We start from the raw sequence: 22686 nt of genomic DNA, 5'->3' as shown, positions 1-22686 counted from the left end.
CGATCAAAGCGCTGATCGGACGTTGCAGACCTGCAATGCCGCTTCGAAAGCTGCCTCAGCCGACTGCGCTGCCGCAAAAGGACGCGTAGTCCGCATAGCCGGGAAATGCCACACCCGGCGCGCACACCGGGCAGTGCGGATCGGGCGGCAGGCGGATCTCGCGAAACCGCATCGACAACGCGTCGAAGCTGAGCAGGCGGCCGCTCAGGCTGTCGCCGATGCCAAGTAGCAATTTGAGCGCTTCGGTGGCTTGCAACAGCCCGATCACGCCCGGCAGCACGCCGAGTACGCCTGCTTCCGCGCAGCTGGGCGCAAATTCCGGCGGCGGCGGCTCGGGGAACAGGCAGCGGTAGCACGGCGCCTGCCCGCGATTGCGGCCGGCATCGAACACGCTCACCTGGCCTTCGAACTGTTGCACCGCGCCGTAGACCAGTGGCTTGCCGAGTTTGACGCATGCATCGTTGAGCAAATAGCGCGCCGCAAAGTTGTCGGCGCCGTCGACCACCACATCGACATCCTGCAACAACGCTTCCACGTTGTCGGCGGTCACGCGTGTCTGCACCGCCTCGACGTGCACGCGGGGGTTGAGCGCGCCGAGGCGCTGCGCCGCCGAGGCGACCTTGGCATTGCCGACGCTGTCTTCGGTGTGCAGGATCTGGCGCTGCAGATTGCTGCGGTCGACGACATCGTCGTCGGCCAGGCGCAGGTGGCCGACGCCTGCGGCAGCGAGATAAAACGCAGCCGGCGAGCCCAGCCCGCCAGCGCCGATCAGCAGTACGCGCGCACGTGCCAGCCGCTGCTGGCCTTGCAGGCCGACCTGCGGCAAGCGCAGATGCCGCGAATAGCGCTCAAGAAAATCCTGTTCGTCCGCCGGCAGTGTCGGGCGCACCAACGGCAGGCCATCGCTCATCCATGCAGTGGTCCCTCCCAGCACCGATGCCACCTGCGTGTACCCCAGCGCACGCAAGACCTCGGCCGTGTGCGCGGAGCGTTTACCACTCTGGCAGATCAACAGGATTTCGCGTGCTTGGTCGGGCAGATGCTGGGTGGGTGCGGTTTCAAGATCGTGTTGCGCAATCGCCAACGCACCTTCGGCCTGGCCGCTGGCGCGCTCATGCAGTTGCCGGATATCGATCAACAAGGCACCTTGCAGGGCGCGTGCACGTGCATCGGCGGGGGAGAGGTCATGGCTGCTCATGGCGCCATTGTCGCGCAAACATCGGGGGTTTGATGTGCAGCGGCTGACGGTGGGAGTCGAGCGTATTCAGGCCGATCCTCTGGCCTTCGAGCGCGGTGTCGAAGAACGCTTTACAACGCCATCTTGGCGGATGACTGTGCAAGGCCCTCTGCAGGTGTGGCCCGCACCTGGCGCAGAAATTCTGCGGCACGCTTCCGGCGATAACTGCAGCAGATCGAACAGCATCGCGAAGTGGCTGCACCTTGCGTTCAATCACGAGCTCAACAACAACCTGACGCTGCTGGCCGGAGCGCGCAAGTGACTAGGAACCACGACCAATCACTGCCTGGATTGCCAGCGCGCAGATTTCCCACGCGAGATTGCAGCGCTGGTACGTCCGTAGCACTGCGGATTTTCGTTCCGCCGATGAGGTGGCGTGCTGCATTGTCATCAGGCTCACCCAGGCGGCGGTAGCGTAGCGCAATGGTCTTGCGTTGGATGTTCGTCAGACAGATGCGGACGGTCTCTGGAATTTTCGTGTTCGCGTCAACGCGCAAGTTATGCGCCGTCCGAATCCACCTGAGCATTCTTCGCTACGTCTTATCAGCCGCGTTTGGCTACAGAAGGAGATCTTGATGACACCCGATATCGATGCGCAATTGAAGCAGCTGGCAAAACACTTGCCCGAGATTCGCAGCCAGCATCCGGACGATTTTTGGGACGTGTTCCACGCACGTGCCGAAAAAATTACTGCTGCTGCCCAGTCGCAGGAAGAGGCCGCGCAGATTGTTAAACGGATCGATGAAATTCTGGCCGCCAATCAGCTTGGACCAGCAGACCCTGGAGCGTGAGATCGCCGCTGCTCGGTTGCCAGTCGTCGGCGATAGCGCATGAGGTGGTGCGACCTGTCGATCGATGTGGATGCCTTGCGTGATGAAAGCGGTGCTGCGTCAGCACTGACTCGGCGTTGGTTTCGTCTTCATGCTGCTGCTTGTTCGTGATGCACGTATCCGGTTTCGCCTCGGTGAAACGCGGTGCGTTGCGTGGTGCGTGCTGGGGCATCGTATGGTTGTGTGTGCGACCGCATCGCCAAACGCCGGTCTCCCAGGCGTGGTAGCAGACCGGTGAAGGCGAGACTGGCACCTTCTCGCATGCCTGGCTTGATGCCTCGCCTGTCATGGTCGGGCGCATGCAGCGAGGCGTGTGCGCCCGTGCATACCTGCGCGGCAGCTTCACCTCGCTTGGGCATCGCCTTCATGTGACCGCCGCCATGCTGCGAGTTCATCGAGCGCGCAACAAGCTGGCATTTCCATGGCAAGCACCACACGCAAGATCGCCACCTTCAACGTCAACGGAATCGCCAGCCGGTTGCCGCACCTGCTGGAATGGCTCACGCGCGAGCAGCCGGATATTGTGGGTCTGCAGGAGCTGAAAGCCACACAAGAGGCGTTCCCGGAGCAGGCGGTTCGCGATGCTGGCTACGGTGTGATCTGGCAGGGACAGCGCGCCTGGAATGGCGTTGCCTTGTTGGCGCGCGGCGCCGACCCTGTCGAGATTCGCCGTGGCCTGCCCTGGGACCCGAGCGACACCCAGAGTCGCTATCTGGAAGCGGCGATTCATGGAGTGGTGGTGGCGTGTCTGTATTTGCCCAACGGCAACCCGCAGCCTGGTCCGAAATTCGATTACAAGCTCGCCTGGTTTCAGCGTCTTATCCGTCACGCGGAGACGTTGGTGGAGTTGCCGCATCCGGTGGCCTTGATCGGCGACTTCAACGTCGTGCCGACCGATGCGGACATCTACGACCCGAAGGGCTGGCGCAAGGATGCATTGCTGCAACCGGAAAGCCGGCAGGCGTACCAGACGCTGCTGGAGCAGGGCTGGACCGATAGTCTGCTGGCGGTGCATGGCGATGCGCCGATCTATACGTTCTGGGATTATTTTCGCCAGCATTTTGCGCGCGATCGCGGGCTGCGTATCGATCATCTGCTGCTCAATCGCGCATTGGCGGCCGGCTTGCAGGATGCGGGCGTAGACAAATGGGTGCGAGCCCTGGAAAAGGCCAGCGATCACGCGCCTACCTGGATCAGCGTACGGGTACCGGACGCGATCGCCGAGACGACGGCGAGCGATGACGCTGCATCGACGACACGCAAACGTGGGGCGACGAAAAAAACGCCAGTGCGCAAACCGGCAGCCAAGACGGCGGCGAAAGGCGTTTCAAAGCGTTCTGCGAAGCAGTCCGCTACGGTAGCGGTAGCGAAGAAGAAAAATGCAACGCTCACGCCGGCAGGCAGTTCCGCAAACGCTGGCAAAGCAGCAGCCAAGAAGGCTGTGCGCACGGTTGGCAAGACGTAACGGAAACGGCTACGCCATGCATCCGGTTACCAGCTGGTTGCTGTGCCAAGCCAATCACGCCGTCGCGCTAGACCGCTTGCGAATGAGGGTGGGGTACGGAGATGCGGCTTCTGCATCTTTCTCTGGCACTGCGCTGTACTCCAGCTGGAACGGCACTGCAGATCACGCACTGCACGGGCGTTGATCTTTCAATCGATGCATGTTTGTGCAGTCGACACTCAGAGGCTCCGCCAACCAATCTCAGTCATTCCATCCAGGCGACGATGTTTGATCCGCTGCGGCACATCGCCGGTGCTTACGGTCAGCAGGACCAAGGCATTGCTGAGGATAGACGCAGCAATGCCAACCAGCGCGCTATAGAGGCAGGTCGATCGCCGCCCCATAGGTCGTGGCGCTACCAGAACGCCAATGCCCACGCTGTACCGGCCACGCTGCAGGCCGGTATCCTAGCCAGGTCATCCACCGGTCGGCATCGCATTGCTCATGATCAGCTACGCCGAAGCACTTGCCATCGTGCACCAGCAGGTCGCCACGCTAGTCGGCGAGTGGGTGGACAGCGCCGATGCCGAGGGCCGTGTACTTGCGCATGCGTTGTCGAGCCCGGCCGAGCTGCCACCATTCGATAACAGCGCCATGGATGGGTTTGCCATCGCCACACAGGGGCTTGGTGCTGCAGCAGGCAGCGAGCATGTAGTGGCGGGCACGGTCGCAGCAGGGACAGATGTCGGTGCGGCGGAGTTGGGTGCGGCGTGGGAGATCATGACCGGCGCTGGCGTGCCTGCGCATGCCGATGCGGTGGTGCCGATCGAGCAGGTAGATATTCTTGCCCACCACGACGCACGCCCCAGCCGCATCCGGCTGCGTGCGGATGTGCGTGCGGGGCAGCACATCCGCTGCCGTGGGGAAGATGTTCGCCTGGATGATGTCGTGATCGCTGCGGGTACCGTGCTGCGTGGTGCGCATTTGATGTTGCTGGCCGGTCTGGGATGCGCGCAAGTTCAGGTCGTGCGGCGACCACGGGTTGCGCTGATCGCGACCGGCCGCGAGTTGATCAGCGACCCCACGCAACCGCTGCAGCCCGGACAGATCCGCGATGGCACCAGCAGCTATCTGCGCAGCAAGGTGCACGCAGCGGGCGCGGAGTTGGTGTGGCAAGGGCAGGTGGGTGACGACGATGCGGCGTTCGACGCCGCACTTGCACAGGCGCGCAACGCTGGCGCCGACGTGATCTTGAGTACGGGTGCGGTGTCGCGCGGTCGCTATGACTTTGTGCCCGATGCACTGGCACGGCACGCAGCGCGCCTGCTGTTTCACAAGGTCGCCGTGCGACCGGGCAAACCGGTGTTGCTGGCACGGTTTACCGACGGCGTGTTGTACGTGGGCTTGCCGGGCAATCCAATGGCCAGCGCTGCCGGGCTCCGGTTTTTTGTCGAACCGGCCTTGCGCGGATTACTGGGCATGCCGGACGAGCGCGGCCTGCGCGTGGCATTGGAGACGCCGCTGCAAGCGCGGCCGATCTGGCGCCAGCATCTGCGTGCGCGTTTGTACTGCAACGCGCTGGGCGCGCTGTGTGTGCAGATCTTGCCGCAGCAGGAATCGTTCCGGGTGGCGCCCTTGCTGCAGGCCAATGTGTGGGCGGTGCTGGAGCCGCAGGACGACGCAGCTGCGCCACATACGACGGCGGAGGTGTTCGGGCTGGGCCATCTGCAGCCGGCAGCACCGGTGTTGATGGCATGAGCCGGCATGCGGACCGCACGACAGGCGCGTGCACGGCATGAGCGCCGCATCTCCATGGACCGGTGTGGTGCTGGCCGGCGGCCGCTCGTCGCGGATGGGGCAGGACAAGGCCATGCTGCTTTGGCGCGGGCGTCCATTGATTGCGCAGATGCAGGCGCTGCTGCGCGATGCGGGTGCGCAGGATGTGCTGATCAGCGGCCAGCGCCCGGGCTATGACGGCATCGCCGATACGCAGCCGGATCTGGGGCCGCTCGGCGGCTTGGTCAGCGTGATCGATCAGGTCGCCGATCTGACCACGCTGGTGGTGGTGCCGGTGGATATGCCGCTGCTGTCCTCGCAGTTGATCGCGCGGCTGCTGGCACCCGCGCAGCAGCGCTGTGTCGCCTTCGACGAGCAGATGTTGCCGATGCGCCTGTGCATCGATGCCACCGTGCGTGAAGCGTTGTCGACGTTGATGCATGGTGCTGCAGCGTCACGCTCGCTGCGCGCCCTGCAACGTTCACTGCAGTGCCATCGCGTGGCTGTCACAGACAGCGAACGCGCCGCGTTCGTCAATTGCAATACGCCCGAGCAGTGGAGTCAGCTCATTCATGAAAATCCAGATTGAAGGTCAGCAGGTGCGGTTCCGTATCGACGAAGACGAACTGGCTGCTTTGCTTGCCGGTCGCAGTGTCGACAATCTCAGCCGCTTGCCAAGCGGGCAGGGCGCGCGGTTGGTGCGGCATAGCGTCAGCCTGACCGGCGGTCACGCTGCGTGCAATTGCGCCACCGATCACTGGCAATTGCTGGTGCCGCGCGACGCGCTGGAACAACACTCCCGCCAACTTCCGAGCCGCGAGGGATTGAGCTTCAGTTTCGATGCGGGCGCCGGGCATGCAGAACACATGGCGCTGCACGTGACCTTCGATATCGATGTGCGCGACAGTGCGCGCAAGCGGTTTCCGAAGGAGTGAGTTGACGTCTTAGATGCGCCGTTGCTGCATGCGCGTGATGGGCCTACACAGGGATGGAATGCGGTAAACGCTCGTCCTGCGGTCTGCCCATCACCGACACGGCTGCAGTCTGCTTGCGACTTGAAGCGGCTAAAAACGTAGTAAGCAGTCGTCAGTCTGGTGGGGACGGCACACCGGAAGCTGAGTGCATGTAGAGATACATACGCACTCCGAGCACCGACCGCGCCCGCCTGGGTGCTGCGTAGTCGTTTCTGTTAGCCGCTCTTGGTCACGGCGTGAGCCGCTTGCACCGTTCGGTGCAGATGCCAGGTACGCGCTCGCAGGCCAGTCCGCGTTCCTGCAGTGCGGCTTCGATCGGGGCCGCTGCCATAGGGCAGTAGCCGGTACCGCTGCGCAGCGCGACCACATGCAGGCCTTCGCTTGCCAGTTCCAGCAGCAATGCGTGCTGTGCCTGAGGCTCGGGCGGCAGTGCGCGCCGCGAGGCGTCGCGGCGGGCCAGCTCGAGTACCGCGTCGGGCACGTCCGCGCCGACCAGCAGTACATCGGCCAGATTCATTGCACGCAACGCCTTCAAGGTCAGCAGCCCTGGATCGCCGGGGCCGGTGCCGACCAGCTGCACGCTGCCGCGCGCCGGGACGGTATCAGCGTCGTCGAGTGCCGCATTGAACGCAGCGTCGGCTGCGGCATCGTCGCCGGCCTGCAGCAGCAACGGCACCTGTCCATCGATCACGCGATCGAACCAACGCCTGCGCCGGTTCATATCGGGAAATTGGCTGCGGATACGCTCGCGATGGCGCGCAAACAAACCAGCGAAGCGGCCCACCGATGCATCCAGCTCGCGTTCAAGCCGCTCGCGCAGGCGGCGTGCCAGCATCGGCGCCGCACCGGCCGATGAAATGGCGATGACCAGCGGGTCGCGATCCACGATCGCCGGTACCTGGTACGTCGACAGCTCGGCATCGTCCACCACGTTGACCAGCCGCTGACGCGCCCCCGCGGCCGCAGCGACGCGTTGGTTCAAGTCGGTGTCGTCGGTAGCCGCGACCACGAGCCAGACCGTGTCGATCCAGGCCGGATCGAACTCGCCGCCCAGCTGCTCGAAGCGCCCGGCCTGCATCAACTCCGCAAGTTCGGGCGACAGCGCGTGCGCGTACAGGCGGATCTGCGCGCCTGCCTTGAGCAGCGCGAGCACCTTGCGCGTGGCGACCTCGCCACCGCCGATCACCAGCACGGCACGCCCCTGCAGATTTGCGAACAACGGGAACAACGGCATCAGGCCCACTCCAAAATGATGACTCGCACCAACGGCATGTTGCATGGCACCATCGGGTCACGTCCACACGCCTCGCCGCCGCCAATGCGTGTTTTGCTGGTCAACGATACCGAAAAGCCCATTGGCGAACTGCGCCAGGCGTTGACGCGCGCCGGCTACACGGTGCTCGACGATGTGGCATCGGTCGGTGCGTTGCTGCATGCGGTGCAGAGCCAGCAGCCGGATGTGGTGGTGATCGACGTGGATTCGCCGTCGCGCGACACGTTGGAGCAGTTGTCGATGCTGCACACCCATGCGCCGCGCCCGGTGGTGATGTTTTCCGGCGATGGCGACGACGCGCTGATCCACGCGGCGGTAGGCGCAGGTGTCACCGCGTATGTGGTGGATGGCCTGGCGCCGGCGCGGCTGGCGCCGATCGTGCAGGTGGCGCTGGCCCGGTTTGCGCACGAAAGCAGCATGCGCAAACGCCTGGACGATGTGCAGCAGGCCTTGCAGGACCGCAAACAGATCGACCGCGCCAAGGGTCTGCTGATGGAAAAACGTGGCCTCAGCGAGGCCGATGCGTACGCCGCGCTGCGCCAGCAGGCGATGAAGCAGGGCGTCAAGCTGGCCGAAGTGGCGCGACGCATCGTGGCCATGGCCGAGTTGTTGGGATGAACAGATGAGCCAAGCCGATCTCCCCGTATTGCGCGTGGCCTACATGCCGCTGATCGACTGCGCGCCGTTGATTGCCGCACACCGGCTGGGCCTGGATCGCGTGCACGGGCTGCAGCTGGACCTGCACCGGCAGGCCTCCTGGGCCGGCGTGCGCGACCGTCTGCTGGCGGGCGAGGTGGACGCAGCGCATGCGCTGGCCAGCCTGGTGTATGCCATCGATTTGGGCGTTGCCGGGCCGCAGTGCCCGATGGCGTTGCTGATGACGCTCAACCACAACGGTCAGGCGATCACCATGGCGCCGGCATTGGCGCAGGCGCTTGTCGACGGCCAGGCGCTGCCGCAGGTACTGAAAAACCTGGGACGACGCGCGGTGTTTGCGCAGACCTTTCCCACTGGCACGCACGCGTTATGGCTGTATTACTGGTTGGCCGCGGGCGGCGTGGACCCGATGCGCGATGTCGATGTGCTCAGCATTCCACCGCCGCAGATGCCCGATGCCCTGGCCAGTGGATTGATCGATGGCTACTGCTCCGGGGAGCCCTGGGCAGCCGTGGCGCAGGCGCAGGGCAGCGGCGCGCGGGTGATCCGCAGTGGTCAACTGTGGCCCGGCCATCCCGAAAAGGTACTGGCCTGCCGGCGCGAGTTTGCCGCCTTGCAGCCGGAGCTGACCGAGCAATTGACCGCCTGCGTGCTGGAAGCGTGCCGCTGGCTGGATGCCTCCGCGGACAACCGCGCGCACTGCGCGCAGTGGTTGGCGGAGCCGCAGCATATCGGCGTGTCGGCGGCGCATCTGGCAGCGTGCCTGGATGCCGATGCAGATGCCGATGGTCTAGCGCGCGATGCCACCGCGCTGGCCTTCCATCGCCACGGCACGGTGAACATGCCTTGGCTATCGGATGGCGAGTGGTTCCTGCGCCAGTTCCAGCGCTGGGGATGGCACGACATCCAGGACGACGATATCGCGCGGCTGCGCGACATCCATCGCTTGGACAACTATCGCCGTGCCGCGGCGCGCGTGGGGGTGGCTGTGCCGGATGGCGATCATCGGCGCAATCGGTTGTTCGATACACCTATAGGCGACTGACACGGTTTTTTTTAAGGGCCTTGCCCGGCCACCACCGCGAGACACGCCGTGAATCCTTCCGGGGAGGCTCTTATGCGGCATCCATGCCGCATAACGTCCCGCGACGGTAGGCGCGCAAGGACCAGGCTAGAGGGGTGGTGTGTTGTTCTTCAATACAGCGACCGACCAACGGTCTGGTGCGGTGTCGTCGCCGCTCGCGGGACCCTCTGGCGGCATGGATGCCGCCACGCAGCGTCCAGAGATGGATTCACAGCGTGTCCCGCGAGCGGTGAGGGCACCGCGCGCTCGACGCAGTCAGTAGTTGCCTGTCCCTATAACGACGCGACTCATCGACTTATCTTCTGCATCGCAATGCTTGGACAGCGCAGATGCATCCACTGCGGAGCCGCAGGTCCATGGCTTCGCTGCGGCGCAGGCGATGGGTGCAACATGTTGATCTTGCCTAGTTAGCCACCTGGATGGCCGGCGCACGCTATTGGTGCGTAGCCGCACGAAAGACGGGAGTGGCGAGCTGCATCTGCCTACCAGAAAGCCGCGAAGCATTCGCGCGAAATTCAATGAAACGCAAATTTTTCAATGGCTTGCATCAATGTGACGTGTTGATGAAAAAGTTGGCACGCTGATTGCGTAGCAGTCACGTGCAGGTACAACGGCGTGCCTGCAACAACACGTACACGGTGCAGCGGTTCAACGGCGATCCGCACGCATCCAGGACAACGGCGTCCTTCCGGTTTACCGGAGGGGCGCCGTTTTTTTTTGGCCATCGCATTCGAAGAGGTCTCTATGCAGCGCTCGTTCTGGCGATCCGGGCACACGCCCACCTTGTTCGCATCCTTCCTGTATTTCGACCTGAGCTTCATGGTGTGGTATCTGCTCGGGCCGTTGCAGGTACCGATTGCGCAAGCGCTGGGATTGGATACGCAGCAGCGCGCCTTGATGGTGGCGGTGCCCATCCTGTGTGGCGCGGTGCTGCGCCTGGTGCTGGGCATGTTTGCCGATCGCGTCGGTGCAAAGCGTGCCGGCGTACTCGCCCAGCTCGCCGTCATCGCCGCGTTGTTCGGTGCCTGGCAACTGGGCGTCAACAGCATGGGACAGGTGTTGATATTGGGTGTGCTGCTAGGCATTGCCGGCGCCTCGTTTGCAGTGGCATTGCCGTTGGCATCGCGCTGGTATCCGCCCGAGCATCAGGGTACTGCGATGGGCATTGCCGGTGCCGGCAATTCCGGCACGGTGCTGGCCGCGTTGTTCGCGCCGATGCTGGCCGCCGCATTCGGCTATCAAAACGTATTTGGACTGGCGTGCATTCCGTTGGTGCTGACGCTGATCGTGTTTGCGTCGATTGCCAAGGAAGCGCCCACACCGGTCGCACGCAAGCAATGGGCCGACTACGGCCGCGTGCTGGTGGGCAACCGCGATGCATGGCGCTTCATGTTTTTCTACGCGATCACCTTTGGCGGTTTTTCCGGCTTTGCGAGCGCGTTGCCGGGCTACTTCCACGACCAATTCGGCTTCGATGCGCGCACTGCCGGGTGGGCGACTGCGGCCTGCGTGCTAGCCGGTTCGGTGATGCGGCCGCTCGGTGGCGTCATTGCCGATCGCGTCGGCGGCACACGTGCCTTGCTGACGGTGTATCTGCTGGTGGCCGTGCTGGTGGGAATTGCCGGATTCGGTGCGGGTGGGGCCACGCTCACGCTGGCGTTGTTCGTACTGACCTTGCTGTGCCTTGGCGCTGGCAATGGCGCTGTTTTTCAGCTGGTGCCGCAGCGATTTGGCCAGGACATCGGGGTGATGACCGGCTTGATCGGCATGGCCGGCGGCATCGGCGGGTTTGCTCTGGCCGCGAGCCTGGGCGTGCTCAAGCAACACACCGGCAGTTATGCATTGGGCATGTGGCTGTTCGCTGCCTTCGCGTTGGGTGGCTGGGCGCTGCTGGCCGGGGTCAAGACCCAGTGGCGCAGCGAGTGGTCCACCGCCGGCGCGGCGCGCGTCTGACATGTCGACAGGAATCCAGGCAATGAAGCAACCCAGACTCGTCGTCATCGGCAACGGCATGGCCGGCATCCGCACCGTGGAAGAACTGCTCAAGCTGATGCCGGGCATGTATCACATCACCGTGTTCGGGGCCGAGCCGCATCCCAACTACAACCGCATCCTGCTCTCGCCCGTGTTGGCCGGCGAGCAGGAGTTCGACGACATCGTGTTGAACCCGCTGCAGTGGTACCGCGACAACGGCATCCATCTGCACTTGAACAAGGAAGTGACACGCATCGATCGCGTGCGCCGCCGCGTGATCGCCGCCGATGGCACCGAAGCCGAGTACGACCGGTTGTTGATCGCCACCGGCTCGGTGCCGTTCGTGCTGCCGATTCCCGGCAATACGTTGAAAGGCGTGATCGGGTATCGCGATATCCAGGATACCCGCACCATGATCGACACCGCGCGCAGCAGACAGCATGCGGTGGTGATCGGTGGCGGCCTGCTCGGTCTGGAAGCGGCTAACGGGTTGAAAGTACGTGGCATGGATGTGACCGTGGTGCACCTGGCCGGCTGGTTGCTGGAGCGCCAGCTCGACCCGGTGGCCGGCAACCTGTTGCAACAGGCGCTGCGCGCACGCGGGCTGGAGTTCCGCCTCAATACCGCCACCAGCGCGCTACTGGGCAATGCACAGGGCGAAGTGATCGGGGTGAAGTTTGCCGACGCCAGCGAGATCCCCGCCGATCTGGTGGTGATGGCCGCCGGTATCCGCCCGAATACGCGGCTGGCCGAAGAAGCTGGCATCCATTGCTCACGCGGCATCGTGGTCAACGACAGCCTGCAGAGTTTCGACCCGCGCGTGTATGCGGTGGGCGAGTGCGCCAACCATCGTGGCATTGCGTACGGTCTGGTCGCGCCATTGTTCGAGCAGGCCAAGGTCTGCGCCAACCATCTGGCGCAGTTCGGTATCGGTATCTATCGCGGCTCGGTGGCATCGACCAAGCTCAAGGTCACCGGCATCGACTTGTTTTCGGCCGGCGACTTCATGGGCGGCGATGGCTGCGAAGAAATCGTGCTGTCCGACCCGGCCGGCGGCGTCTATAAAAAGCTGGTGATCCGCGACGACGTGCTGGTGGGTGCGTGCCTGTATGGCGACACCAGCGATGGCGGCTGGTACTTCAAGTTGCTCAAGGACGGCACGCCGATCCAGGCGCAACGCGACCAACTGATCTTCGGCGAGAGCGCGTTAGGCGACTCGGGCACAGGCGGCCAGGACCGCGCCAGCGCCATGTCCGACAGCGACGAGGTCTGCGGTTGCAACGGCGTGTGCAAGGGCACGATTGTCAAAGCGATCAGTGAGCAAGGCCTGTTCACTGTGGACGAGGTGAAAAAGCACACCAAGGCGGCCAGTTCCTGCGGTTCATGCACCGGCTTGGTCGAACAGATCCTGATGAATTGCCTGGGTTCCAACTTCCAGGAAACCCCGAAAACCAAGGCGGTTTGCGCGTGTACCGACTTGAGTCATGGCGAAGTGCGCCGTGCCATTCGCGAACACAAACTACTGACCCACGCGCAGGCCTATGCCTTCATGGAGTGGCGCACGCCCAATGGCTGCGCCACCTGCCGGCCGGCGATCAACTACTACATGCTCTCGACCTGGCCGCATGAAGCCATCGACGACCCGCAATCGCGTTTCATCAACGAGCGCGCGCACGCCAACATCCAGAAAGACGGCACCTTCTCGGTGATTCCGCAGATGAAAGGCGGGGTGACCAACGCCAGCGAGTTGCGCCGAATTGCCGATGTCGCCGACAAGTACGCGGTGCCGATGGTCAAGGTAACCGGCGGACAGCGCATCGATCTGCTTGGCGTCAAGAAAGAAGATCTGGTGGATGTGTGGCGCGATCTGGGCATGCCGTCCGGCCATGCCTACGGCAAGTCGATCCGCACGGTAAAGACCTGCGTGGGCAGCGAGTTTTGCCGCTTCGGCACCCAGAACAGCACGCAGATGGGCATAGATCTGGAAACCATGCTGGCCAACATGTGGAGCCCGCACAAGGTGAAGCTGGCGGTGTCTGGTTGCCCGCGGAATTGCGCCGAATCCGGCATCAAGGATGTGGGCATTATCGCGGTGGACTCGGGCTGGGAGCTGCACGTTGGCGGCAACGGCGGCATCAAGACCGAGGTTGCGCGTTTTCTGGTCAAGGTGACCACGGCCGAGGAAGTACGCGAATACACCGGTGCGTTTTTGCAGCTGTATCGCGAACAGGCCTATTACCTGGATCGCACCGTGCACTACATCGCACGCGTGGGGCTGGATTACATCCGTGCGCAGGTGGTCGAAGACGCCGCCAACCGGCGTGCGCTGTACGAGCGGCTGTTGTATTCGCTGGAAGGCCTGGTCGACCCCTGGAAGGCGCGCATTGCCGGCGAGCGGCGCCAGGAATACCAACCGCTGCGCATCGCCGCGCCAGCCGCAACGGTGGAGGAATGAGCATGCACAACGACGCATGGGTGCGCGTGTGCGCATTGCAGGACCTGCCGGCGCTGGGCGCGCGCGTGCTGGAAGTCGATGGGCTGCCGCCGATCGCCATCTTCCGCACTGCCGGCGACCAGGTGTTTGCGCTGCGCGACCGTTGCCCGCACAAGGGCGGGCCGTTGTCGCAAGGAATCGTGGCCGGCGACACCGTGACCTGCCCGTTGCATGGCTGGGCGATCGGCTTGCAGAGCGGGCAGGCCCACGCACCGGACGTGGGCTGCGCGCCGCGCTACCCGGTCAAGGTGGAAGCCGATGCCGTGTGGATCGTGTTGCAGCCGGTGTCGCAGCCGGATGCCGTGACCGAGCCGGCGACATGAGCGAAGGCCTGCAGGCCGCGTCGCCTGCCACGGCAGCGCAGTCGCACATGGCAGCGCCGATGCATCGCATCACGCGTTCGACCTGTTGCTACTGCGGTGTGGGTTGCGGCGTGCTGATCCACAGCGAGCACGACGCCGATGGCGAGCGCATCGTTGGCATCGAAGGCGACCCGCTGCATCCGGCCAATCACGGCCGTCTGTGCAGCAAGGGTCTGGCGTTGCCGCAGACCGTTGCAAGCACGCAGGGGCGTGTGCTTGCGCCGGAGTTGCGCCGGCATCGGCAGGCGCCGCGTGCGCCGGTGAGCTGGGATCAGGCCCTGCAGCATGTCAGCAGCAAGCTGGCCGCCATCGTCAAGGAACATGGCCCGGATTCGGTGGCGTTCTATCTGTCCGGGCAGCTGCTTACCGAGGACTATTACGTCTTCAACAAGCTGGCCAAGGGCCTGCTCGGCACCAACAACATCGATACCAATTCGCGCCTGTGCATGTCCAGCGCGGTCACCGGGTACAAGCTTGCGCTCGGTGCCGATGGCCCGCCCACCTGCTATGAAGATCTGGAGCTGGCGCACACGGTGCTGTTTGCCGGCAGCAACATGGCGTATGCGCATCCGGTGCTGTTTCGCCGGCTCGAAGACGCGCGCGCACGCAACCCGGACATTCGCTGGATCGTGATCGATCCGCGGCGCACCGATACCGCGGCCATGGCCGACCTGCACCTTGCAATCGAACCCGGTACCGACGTCGCCTTGTTCAACGGCATGCTGCATCACCTGATCTGGGAGGGTCTGGTGGATGCGCGTTTCGTTGCGGCGAGCACGCAGGAGTTCGATGCCCTCAAGCGGATGTTGCGCGAGTACACCCCGCGCATGAGCGCCGAGATCTGCGGAATCTCGCACGAGGACCTGGTGCAGGCGGCCGAGTGGTTCGGGCGCAGCCCGGCGGCGCTGTCGCTGTATTGCATGGGCTTGAATCAGTCGGCGCACGGCACCGACAAGAATCTTGCGTTGATCAATCTGCATCTGGCCACCGGTCAGATCGGCAAGCCGGGCGCTGGGCCGTTTTCGCTGACCGGCCAGCCCAATGCGATGGGCGGGCGCGAAGTAGGCGGCATGGCGACGATGCTGGCGGCGCACCGCGAGATTGGCAATGCGGAGCATCGTGCCGAAGTGGAGCAGCTCTGGGGCGTGCCGGCGGGGCGCATCTCGCCGAATCCCGGCACGCCGGCGGTGGAGTTGTTCGAGCGCCTGCGCGCCGGCACCTTGAAGGCAGTGTGGATCGTCTGTACCAACCCCGTGCATTCGATGCCGGAAGTGGCCGGCATTCGCGCCGCGCTGGAACAGGCCGAACTGGTGATCGTGCAGGATGCCTTCTCCGGCACCGACACCGTGCCTTATGCCGACGTCTTGCTGCCGGCGGCCAGCTGGGGCGAGAAGGACGGCACGGTGACCAACTCCGAACGCCGCATCACCCGCGTGCGCAAGGCAGTGGAAGCGCCGGGGCAAGCGCGTGCCGATTGGTGGATTGCCAACGAAGTTGCGCGTCGACTGGAGGCGCTGCTGGCGCCCGCCACAGGCGCCGGCCTGTTTGCATTCGACAGTACCGCAGAGGTCTTCGACGAGCATCGTGCGCTGACGGTAGGGCGCGACCTGGACATCGGTGGCCTGGATTACGCAGTGCTGGACAATGGCCCGCAGCAATGGCCGTTTCCTGCAGGGGCGACGCAAGGGCAGGCACGGCGCTACACCGATGGAGTGTTCGCCACTGCCGATGGCCGTGCGCGGTTTCATGCAACGCCGTATCGCAAGGTGGCAGAAGCCACCTCGGCGCGCTTTCCGATGCGCCTGCTCACCGGTCGCCTGCGCGACCAATGGCATGGCATGTCGCGCACCGGGCGCGTAGCCGCGGCCTATGCGCACAGCCCGGAACCGTCCTTGCGCATGCACCCGGACGATGCCGTACGCCGCGGGTTGGTGGCTGGCGAGTTGGTACAGGTGGCCAGCAAGCGCGGTGCATTGGTGCTGCCGCTGGAGTTGTCGGACGAACTGCGCTCCGGCACGGTTTTCGCTGCAATGCACTGGAGCGGGCAGACGCTGTCCAGCGGCGGCATCAACGAGGTCAGCACCTCGGCGGTGGATGCGCGCTCGCAACAGCCCGAGCTCAAACACGCGGCAGTCCGCGTGGAGAAGGCGGCGTTCGGCTGGCATCTGCTGGCGGCACGCCGCGGTGATGCGTTGGCATTGCAGCAGGCACTGCAACCGCTGCTGCGCGAGTGCGGCTACGCGAGCTTGCGTCTGCATGCTGAACCCTTGGCCGATGCCAGTGGGCAGTGGGCGGTGCTGCATGCGGCCTGCGAGCGCGCGCCCGATCCTGCCTGGATCGATCGTCTGGTGGCTGCGCTGCAGTTGCCGGCCGGCGCCGACGTTCTGGAGTACCGCGATCTGCGCCGCGGATTGATGCGCCGCGTTGGCTGGCGCACACAGGACGGGCAGAGCCATATCGATGGCCTGCTGCTGACTGCCGCATACCCCAGCGATGCCAATCAGTCGCTGCTGACGGTCGCCTTGGCCGGCAAGCCTTGGCGGGGTGCACGGCTGGCCGTGTTCGCACCGACGCCTTCCGCGCCCAGCGACCCGATCGTGTGTACCTGCATGCAGGTGTCGGCCGCCGCGATTCATGCGGCCATCGACGATGGCGCCGACGTGGCGCAGCTCAAGCAACGCCTGGGCTGCGGCACCGTCTGCGGTTCCTGCGTTCCGCAACTGACCCGGCTGTGCCGCCAACCGCGGCTGGCCTGATGCACCTCATCCCTCCACACACTGCGAGATCTCTCATGTCAGTCACACCTTCCTGCGCGCGTGATGTGGTGTTGTTGTCGGCCGGTCCCGGCGATCTGGAGCTGCTCACCATCAAGGCGGTCAAGGCGCTGGCAGTGGCCCAGGTGCTGCTGCTCGACGACCTGGCCAACCCCGACATCGTCACGCTGGCACCGCAGGCGCGCGTGATCCGCGTGGGCAAGCGCGGTGGTTGCCGCTCCACGCCGCAGGAGTTCATCTGCCGGCTGATGCGGCGTTATGCGTTGCAGGGCTTGCGCGTCGTGCGCGTCAAAGGCGGCGATGCGTTGTTGTTCGGTCGTGCGGGCGAAGAAATCGGTTTTCTGCGACGCGCCGGCGTGGGCGTGCAGGTGATCAATGGCGTCAGCGCCGCGTTTGCCGCCGCAGCGTCGCTGGAAGTGTCATTGACACATCGCAGCCATTGCCATGGCATTACGTTTGTCACCGCGCACACGCACGACCATGGTGAGCCGAACTGGGGTGCGCTGGCGGCCAGCGGCACAACGCTCGGCATCTACATGGGGTTGCGCCGTGCAGACGCGCTGGCGACGGCATTGCTTGCGCATCTGCCGGCCAGCACGCCGGCCGCCATCGTGCAGGCGGCCACGCGGCCGGAGCAGCAGCGCAGGCTGACCACACTGGGCGACCTGGCCAATGCCGCGGCAGCGCTGTTGCCCGGTCTGCCGACCCTGCTGCTGGTGGGCGATGCATTGTCCGAAGCGTCGGTGGCCTGCGACGATCGCTTCGGTGCGGTACTGCAACAGGCAGTGGGGTAAGCGCTGCGCGGCGCGTCATGGCGCACTGCCTGATGCGCATGCTGTCTAGCGTGCGCACGTTCTAATTGCAGGACGACGCGAGCGATTTTGCTCAAGCAGCCTGATCCGCCGATGCTGGGTGTGTGTGGTTTTGAGCGCTCATCGCTGACCGGTCCCCCAGCTTGAAGGCACAACACTCAGCGGCCATCGGACGCGCTGAGGCGGTTTGGAGCGGCTGAAAACCTCAGCGAGCAGTCGTCAGGTAGGTGTGGACGGCGCACTCAGAACCGAAGGTGCGTGTGGTACATGCCGATTCCTCGCACCGGCCGCGCCCGCCTGGCGGCGGCACAATCGTTTTGTCAGCTGCGCTTAGAGCCGGCACTACGCACTCAAGCCGATCCTGCGTGCCGGCTGCGCGCAACTGACGACGGCTCGTTCTGTCAGTCCCTGCAGTGCGGGGTGAACCAACCATCCGACACGGCAGGATGTAGCGCAGACCACGCTGATCCGAATCGTGGCTCCCGTCGTGGACGCTCGTCCGTCGGTACGCGGGTGCGCGCTGTCGCCATGATCTGCCTTTGGCGACATCTGTTTCGTCATTTTTGGTAGCGCTACCCATCCTGCAGTGTGATGCGGCGGTTCCAGGCGCGTGAGGTGTGCAAGATTTGCGCAGCGAGCGCAGCCGTTTTTTCCTGCATGTGCTCGTCTGCCCCCATTTGGCCTGTGTTTTGGGTTGGCACGAATGTTGCGTTAAGCCCCTCACCGAATGACGTACCCGATGCATCGAGAGGAGGCACAGTGGAAGACGGACAGAACAGTACTCGTAGCCGGCGTGGCTTTGCCGCATTGGACCCGGAGAAGCGTCGCGTGCTGGCCAGCAGCGGTGGCAAGGCTGCACACGCCAGCGGTAATGCGCACGAATTCACCAGCGACGAGGCACGCGAAGCCGGTCGTAAGGGTGGCCAGGCCGTGAGCCGCGATCGCGATCATATGTCGCGTATTGGCAGCAAGGGCGGGCGGTCCAAGCAGGCCAAGCCGCAGGAAGAATCCGCGTAGTCAACGGTTGGGCATGCAATAGCGTGCCGTCATTGATTCAGGGGATGCAGGCCCTGCGCCGTCACGGCGCAGGGCCTGCTTTTTTAGGGCGCAAGCCCACCAAGCGCGCACGCCGACAAGCAATCGATTGCACGCAAATGACATCGGCACACGCCATCGCTGCAATGCTTGCGCTCCCAATTCCATAACTGATTGATGCAAAACGCATTACAAGCGCCCCGGAAATTTTTGCAGACCTGCACGTGCTCGCCATCGATTGCAGTGCAAATTTTCCGCCTCTGGTGATCAAACAGTCTGGCGTCTGCAGAATTTGCAGACCTTGCAGAATCTGCAACGTGATGAGGCGAGTGCTCAGAACGGTCTTGGCAGCGAATCACAAGACCGACAACGCGCCCGCATGCTTGGTCGAGAGCGCAGATGCGATAGCGCTATGCAATGGTTGCGCGACGCGTGGGCAACGAAGCGGCAGGCCGGACCGCTGCGCAAGGCCCAGGCCGGGCGCATCGAGCAAGAGCGGCAACTCAAGGCGCGCATCGAGCAGCATCTTGAGCAACCTCGCGGCCAGCAATACCTAGTGGGATCGTGCATCGAACGCTTGACGGATCGCCATCGGCGGTCAAGAACTCCATGGGCAACAGGGCTGCGTTCAACCCAGCCATGGGGTGTGACGACCTTCGATGAGGTCGTCGAGGACGCACTGGCCAGCTAGTTGCTCAAGAACCTGGAGATCGCCGCGCCCACCGCGTTACCAAGTGCAGCCAAGACCATGCGCGATGCCCAGGCACAGAGTGTCTGCTGGCAGACTCTGCCGCAGGACCAGGACCAGGCTATTGCCGACTGGCTGCTTGCACTTCTGCCCGCGCTGATCGAAGAGTGCTTGGTTCGCGATGCCATCTCACACGTGACTGCCACACAGTGGCCGCCAGCGCTGATGCCCTAGGCATCTTAAAAAATGCGGGCTTTTTCTTTCTGCGCGGCGAGCGCTTACCCTTGGACGCTCTTTGGCAACCCGGCTCGATCATGACAACGCATCTCGATTATCCGATCGGTACTCCTGGCCAGGCATGGGGCGATGGCGAACGCAGCGCATGGCGCGCGCAACAAGTGGTGCAACGCAGTTACGCCGCCGAGGTGGTGCAGGTCATCGATGCACTGGATGAGCGCTACCAACGCGTGCACTACGGCAGCATCGTGGCGGATTCCATGCAGTACCCGCTGCTGGCATTGCGCAGTGCCGCGTGGGACGACAAGCTGCCGTGCGCACTCGTCACCGGTGGCGTGCACGGCTACGAGACCAGTGGCGTGCAAGGCGCGCTGCTATTTCTGCAGCAACGCGCCGCAGAGTATGTGGGCAGGATCAATCTGCTGGTGGCGCCATGCGTCAATCCCTGGGGCTATGAGCGCATCCAGCGCTGGAACGCCGACGCGGTCGACCCGAATCGCTCATTCCGCGACAACAGTCCGGCTGCAGAGTCGGCGGGTTTGATGCAACTGGTCGCCGCAACCGCTGGCACGATGCTGGTGCATATCGACCTGCACGAAACCACCGACAGCGATGAGAGCGAGTTCCGTCCCGCGCTGGCGGCACGCGATGGCGTACCGTTCGTGCCTGGCAGCATTCCGGACGGGTTCTACCTGGTGGGCGATAGCGAAGACCCGCAGACCGCATTTCAGCAGGCGGTGATCGCGGCAGTGGAGCAGGTCACGCATATCGCGCCAGCCGATGCGCAGGGGCAGATCATCGGTGCGCCGGTTACGGGTCATGGGGTGATCAACTACCCGGTGCGACGCCTGGGCCTGTGTGCCGGCGTCACCGCTGCGCGCTATCGCACCACCACCGAGGTGTACCCGGACAGCCCCCGCGCCACGCCGCAGCAGTGCAACGCCGCACAGGTCGCGGCGATTTGTGCGGCACTGGATTACGCACTCTCGGAAGGATGAAGACACTTAGGCAGCAGCGTGAGCGCGGGCTTGCGACGCGCTTCAGCCGCCAGCGTGCTGCAGGCGAGCAAGCGGTGCCGACTGGCATGTAATCCAGCGCAATCACGCGGCTTTTGCTTAAGGCAGGCGTTGCTGCACCCTGGCGTCCTGCACATAGGCCGCCACCAGCTGCGCCTCCATCGGCCTGGACAGTAGATATCCCTGCGCCTCATCGCAGCCCCAGCTGCGCAGCAACGCAATCTCGTCGGCATGCTCGATGCCTTCGGCAACGGTGCGATAGCCCAGCGCGCTGGCCAGTCGCACCACTGCTTCTGCGCGCATCTGCATGCCGGCCTTGTTGGCAATGCCGGTGACCAGCGAGCGGTCCAGCTTGAGCACGTTGACCGGCAACTCGGTGAGATACCCGAAATTGCTGTAGCCGGTACCAAAGTCGTCGATGGCCACGCTGACGCCGGCATCGCGCAGGGCGCGCAGCCGCGGGACGGCTTCCACATTACTGCGCAACCAGCGGCCTTCGGTGATTTCCAGCTCGACCCGCGTGGTCGGAATGGCCAGGTCCTTGCAGCGATTGATCACGTCGGCTGCCAGATTGATGTTGCCGAAATCGCGCGACGACAGATTGATCGAGATGGAAAAATCCAGGCCTTGCGCTCGCCATTGCGCCAACTGCAGCAATGCGCTTTCGATCACCCAGTTGGTGACTGTGCACATCAGTGCGGTCTTTTCGAACAACGGAATGAATTCGTCCGGACCGATCGGCCCCAGGCTGGCATGCTGCCAGCGCAGCAGTGCCTCGAACCCGACGACCGACAGATCTTCCAGATCGATACGCGGCTGGAACACCAACCGGAAATCGCCGGCTTCCAGCGCTTTTTCCGCATCCAGCGCCAACCGATACGAGCGCTGGATGGCATCGTCCTGCGAGGCGCTATACCAGCACACCACGGCATTGTTGCCGATGGCATCGCCCAGCGACACCAGCCCCTTGCGCATCACATCGTTGGTATCAGGTTGTTGCGGTGCAAAGCGCACCACGCCGGCATGGAAGGTCAGCGACATCGGCACCCCGGCGGCATCGAACGGCTTTTGCAGCATGTCGCGCAAATCCAGCAGCAGGTCTTCCATCTCGTCGGGCGCCGAGTTGAGCAGAAAAAACGCAAAACGCATCGACGCAACGTGATAGACGGTGGCCTTGCCGCGCAGGGCGCGGGTCAGCACATAGCTGGCGTGACGGATCAGCTCTTCCAGCGGCTGCATGCCCAGGGCCTGGCGCGCCTCGTTGGCCGCCTGCGTGTCGTAGACCTCGATAAAAGCTGCAATGGTCGGCACGCTGTGGCTGCCGAAGGCGAGGGCATCCAGATCCGATTGCAGCTGACGCGTGTTGAGCAGGCCGCTGTGCGGCTCACGCCGGCCCGCGCCGAATTGCAGCTCCAGCTGCGCTGCCGTCACATTGGCAAACATCAGCAGCTGCTGATGTTCCTGGCTGGCGAGGCGGCGCTCGCGCGTGTCGATCACGCATAACGTGCCGGTGATGCCGGCCTGCGGCGCACCGACCGGCACGCACGCAATAAAGCGTGCAGGCAGCCCGGGAAACGCCGCATCGCCCAATTGAATCGGCGCGAGTGCGGCGCCTTCGATCAACTCCGTCACACCATTGGCAGCGGCCGGTGCGCGTTGACACAGCGCGATGGCTTGTTCGACCTGGGTGGTGCTGATCCCGCGCGCCGCCAGCACCCGCATGCGGCCGGCTTCGGTAATGGTCAACGCCGCCGCTGGTGCGACCAGCGCATGGCACAGCAGGCGAGCGATCTGTTCGAGCGGCTCCATCCCGCCGAGATCGATTGGCACCCCGGACCAATCGAAGTGGCGTTCCTGTGTTTTGTCTGCCGAAGCAAGCGTCATGTCGTCAGGTTCCGTGTTGAAGATCACACACTGCAGGGCCACTAGAAACAATTCGAGGTCACCAATGGGTGATGAGCCGGGGGCGTGATGCTGCCATCACGCTCGAATCCTTCGCGCAATAGCGTGTACTCCCGT

20 protein-coding genes and 1 other RNA gene are annotated in these 22686 nt (G+C 64.1%); 17 read left to right on the top strand and 4 right to left on the bottom strand.

The window, feature by feature from the left end; all coding sequences use genetic code 11:
• Positions 1–55 precede the first annotated feature (55 nt).
• Positions 56–1198 (bottom strand): molybdopterin-synthase adenylyltransferase MoeB, encoded by a 1143-nt coding sequence (gene moeB, locus ABQZ00_RS09650; RefSeq protein WP_323536936.1) that lies wholly within the window; start codon positions 1196–1198, stop codon positions 56–58.
• Between moeB and ABQZ00_RS09645 the strand changes: the two genes are divergently transcribed.
• The 6 genes from ABQZ00_RS09645 (at position 1197) to ABQZ00_RS09620 (ending at position 6222) form a co-directional block, all read left to right on the top strand.
• Positions 1197–1499, top strand: coding sequence for a hypothetical protein (locus ABQZ00_RS09645; RefSeq protein WP_323536937.1), 303 nt, complete (start codon positions 1197–1199; stop codon positions 1497–1499). The genes moeB and ABQZ00_RS09645 overlap by 2 nt on opposite strands.
• Positions 1500–1812: 313 nt before the next feature.
• The gene (locus ABQZ00_RS09640; RefSeq protein ID WP_323536938.1) at positions 1813–2028 is read left to right on the top strand and encodes a hypothetical protein; all 216 of its coding nucleotides are present in this window, start codon (positions 1813–1815) and stop codon (positions 2026–2028) included.
• Positions 2029–2488: 460 nt separating this feature from the next.
• Positions 2489–3532 (top strand): exodeoxyribonuclease III, encoded by a 1044-nt coding sequence (gene xth, locus ABQZ00_RS09635; protein WP_323536939.1) that lies wholly within the window; start codon positions 2489–2491, stop codon positions 3530–3532.
• 483 nt (positions 3533–4015) lie between these two features.
• Positions 4016–5269, top strand: coding sequence for a molybdopterin molybdotransferase MoeA (locus ABQZ00_RS09630; RefSeq protein ID WP_323536940.1), 1254 nt, complete (start codon positions 4016–4018; stop codon positions 5267–5269).
• A 37-nt stretch (positions 5270–5306) separates the two neighbouring features.
• Complete coding sequence (locus ABQZ00_RS09625; RefSeq protein ID WP_323536941.1) at positions 5307–5876, top strand: molybdenum cofactor guanylyltransferase; 570 nt, start codon at positions 5307–5309, stop codon at positions 5874–5876.
• Entirely contained in the window at positions 5860–6222 is a 363-nt protein-coding gene (locus ABQZ00_RS09620; protein WP_323536942.1) for a hypothetical protein, read from the top strand. The genes ABQZ00_RS09625 and ABQZ00_RS09620 overlap by 17 nt, the downstream gene beginning before the upstream one ends.
• A 268-nt stretch (positions 6223–6490) precedes the next feature.
• Here ABQZ00_RS09620 and ABQZ00_RS09615 read toward each other — a convergent pair whose 3' ends face one another.
• Entirely contained in the window at positions 6491–7495 is a 1005-nt protein-coding gene (locus tag ABQZ00_RS09615; protein WP_323536943.1) for an NAD(P)-dependent oxidoreductase, read from the bottom strand.
• An 84-nt stretch (positions 7496–7579) separates the two neighbouring features.
• On the opposite strand from ABQZ00_RS09615, the gene ABQZ00_RS09610 reads away from it, so the two are divergent.
• The 7 genes from ABQZ00_RS09610 (at position 7580) to cobA (ending at position 17673) form a co-directional block, all read left to right on the top strand.
• Positions 7580–8152, top strand: a complete 573-nt coding sequence (locus tag ABQZ00_RS09610) for an ANTAR domain-containing response regulator (RefSeq protein WP_055854586.1) — start codon at positions 7580–7582, stop codon at positions 8150–8152.
• Between the two features lie 4 nt (positions 8153–8156).
• Positions 8157–9236: a CmpA/NrtA family ABC transporter substrate-binding protein gene (locus ABQZ00_RS09605; protein WP_055854329.1), complete on the top strand. Its 1080-nt coding sequence runs from the start codon at positions 8157–8159 to the stop codon at positions 9234–9236.
• Positions 9237–10058: 822 nt separating this feature from the next.
• Positions 10059–11228: a nitrate/nitrite transporter gene (locus ABQZ00_RS09600; protein ID WP_193552886.1), complete on the top strand. Its 1170-nt coding sequence runs from the start codon at positions 10059–10061 to the stop codon at positions 11226–11228.
• A 58-nt stretch (positions 11229–11286) separates the two neighbouring features.
• Entirely contained in the window at positions 11287–13704 is a 2418-nt protein-coding gene (gene nirB / locus ABQZ00_RS09595) for a nitrite reductase large subunit NirB (RefSeq protein ID WP_323537422.1), read from the top strand.
• Complete coding sequence (gene nirD, locus ABQZ00_RS09590; protein WP_323536944.1) at positions 13701–14066, top strand: nitrite reductase small subunit NirD; 366 nt, start codon at positions 13701–13703, stop codon at positions 14064–14066. The genes nirB and nirD overlap by 4 nt, the downstream gene beginning before the upstream one ends.
• Positions 14067–14125: 59 nt before the next feature.
• Positions 14126–16861, top strand: coding sequence for a nitrate reductase (locus tag ABQZ00_RS09585; protein WP_503064272.1), 2736 nt, complete (start codon positions 14126–14128; stop codon positions 16859–16861).
• 65 nt (positions 16862–16926) lie between these two features.
• Positions 16927–17673 (top strand): uroporphyrinogen-III C-methyltransferase, encoded by a 747-nt coding sequence (gene cobA, locus ABQZ00_RS09580; RefSeq protein WP_323537423.1) that lies wholly within the window; start codon positions 16927–16929, stop codon positions 17671–17673.
• 212 nt (positions 17674–17885) lie between these two features.
• On the opposite strand, the gene ABQZ00_RS09575 is transcribed toward cobA, so the two are convergent.
• Positions 17886–17960: non-coding RNA, sX9 sRNA (locus tag ABQZ00_RS09575), on the bottom strand.
• 490 nt (positions 17961–18450) lie between these two features.
• On the opposite strand from ABQZ00_RS09575, the gene ABQZ00_RS09570 reads away from it, so the two are divergent.
• From ABQZ00_RS09570 to ABQZ00_RS09555, 4 genes are all read left to right on the top strand, one after another.
• On the top strand, positions 18451–18708 hold the full coding sequence (locus ABQZ00_RS09570; protein WP_005990975.1) for a KGG domain-containing protein: 258 nt from the start codon (positions 18451–18453) through the stop codon (positions 18706–18708).
• 430 nt (positions 18709–19138) lie between these two features.
• A complete protein-coding gene (locus tag ABQZ00_RS09565) occupies positions 19139–19417 on the top strand; it encodes a DUF892 family protein (RefSeq protein WP_323536946.1) in 279 nt (92 codons plus the stop codon).
• On the top strand, positions 19418–19648 hold the full coding sequence (locus tag ABQZ00_RS09560; protein ID WP_323536947.1) for a ferritin family protein: 231 nt from the start codon (positions 19418–19420) through the stop codon (positions 19646–19648).
• Between the two features lie 80 nt (positions 19649–19728).
• A complete protein-coding gene (locus ABQZ00_RS09555; protein ID WP_323536948.1) occupies positions 19729–20649 on the top strand; it encodes a M14 family metallopeptidase in 921 nt (306 codons plus the stop codon).
• Between the two features lie 117 nt (positions 20650–20766).
• Here ABQZ00_RS09555 and ABQZ00_RS09550 read toward each other — a convergent pair whose 3' ends face one another.
• Positions 20767–22578, bottom strand: coding sequence for an EAL domain-containing protein (locus tag ABQZ00_RS09550; protein WP_323537424.1), 1812 nt, complete (start codon positions 22576–22578; stop codon positions 20767–20769).
• Positions 22579–22686: the final 108 nt, after the last annotated feature.

The organism is Xanthomonas sp. WHRI 10204 (assembly GCF_040202875.1).
Lineage (GTDB): Bacteria > Pseudomonadota > Gammaproteobacteria > Xanthomonadales > Xanthomonadaceae > Xanthomonas.
Note: the sequence above shows the minus strand (reverse complement) of the source record. Positions and strands in the feature narration are given on the sequence as shown.

What these genes read in the sequence shown, in the direction of transcription:
- ABQZ00_RS09555 (WP_323536948.1), top strand. Translation starts at nt 19,729, where the DNA reads ATGACAACGCATCTCGATTATCCGATCGGTACTCCTGGCCAGGCATGG.
- ABQZ00_RS09585 (WP_503064272.1), top strand. Translation starts at nt 14,126, where the DNA reads ATGCATCGCATCACGCGTTCGACCTGTTGCTACTGCGGTGTGGGTTGC.
- nirD (WP_323536944.1), top strand. Translation starts at nt 13,701, where the DNA reads ATGAGCATGCACAACGACGCATGGGTGCGCGTGTGCGCATTGCAGGAC.
- ABQZ00_RS09605 (WP_055854329.1), top strand. Translation starts at nt 8,157, where the DNA reads ATGAGCCAAGCCGATCTCCCCGTATTGCGCGTGGCCTACATGCCGCTG.
- ABQZ00_RS09620 (WP_323536942.1), top strand. Translation starts at nt 5,860, where the DNA reads ATGAAAATCCAGATTGAAGGTCAGCAGGTGCGGTTCCGTATCGACGAA.
- ABQZ00_RS09645 (WP_323536937.1), top strand. Translation starts at nt 1,197, where the DNA reads ATGGCGCCATTGTCGCGCAAACATCGGGGGTTTGATGTGCAGCGGCTG.
- nirB (WP_323537422.1), top strand. Translation starts at nt 11,287, where the DNA reads ATGGCCGGCATCCGCACCGTGGAAGAACTGCTCAAGCTGATGCCGGGC.
- ABQZ00_RS09640 (WP_323536938.1), top strand. Translation starts at nt 1,813, where the DNA reads ATGACACCCGATATCGATGCGCAATTGAAGCAGCTGGCAAAACACTTG.
- moeB (WP_323536936.1), bottom strand. Translation starts at nt 1,198, where the DNA reads ATGAGCAGCCATGACCTCTCCCCCGCCGATGCACGTGCACGCGCCCTG.
- ABQZ00_RS09565 (WP_323536946.1), top strand. Translation starts at nt 19,139, where the DNA reads ATGCAATGGTTGCGCGACGCGTGGGCAACGAAGCGGCAGGCCGGACCG.
- ABQZ00_RS09630 (WP_323536940.1), top strand. Translation starts at nt 4,016, where the DNA reads ATGATCAGCTACGCCGAAGCACTTGCCATCGTGCACCAGCAGGTCGCC.
- ABQZ00_RS09610 (WP_055854586.1), top strand. Translation starts at nt 7,580, where the DNA reads ATGCGTGTTTTGCTGGTCAACGATACCGAAAAGCCCATTGGCGAACTG.
- ABQZ00_RS09625 (WP_323536941.1), top strand. Translation starts at nt 5,307, where the DNA reads ATGAGCGCCGCATCTCCATGGACCGGTGTGGTGCTGGCCGGCGGCCGC.
- ABQZ00_RS09615 (WP_323536943.1), bottom strand. Translation starts at nt 7,495, where the DNA reads ATGCCGTTGTTCCCGTTGTTCGCAAATCTGCAGGGGCGTGCCGTGCTG.
- xth (WP_323536939.1), top strand. Translation starts at nt 2,489, where the DNA reads ATGGCAAGCACCACACGCAAGATCGCCACCTTCAACGTCAACGGAATC.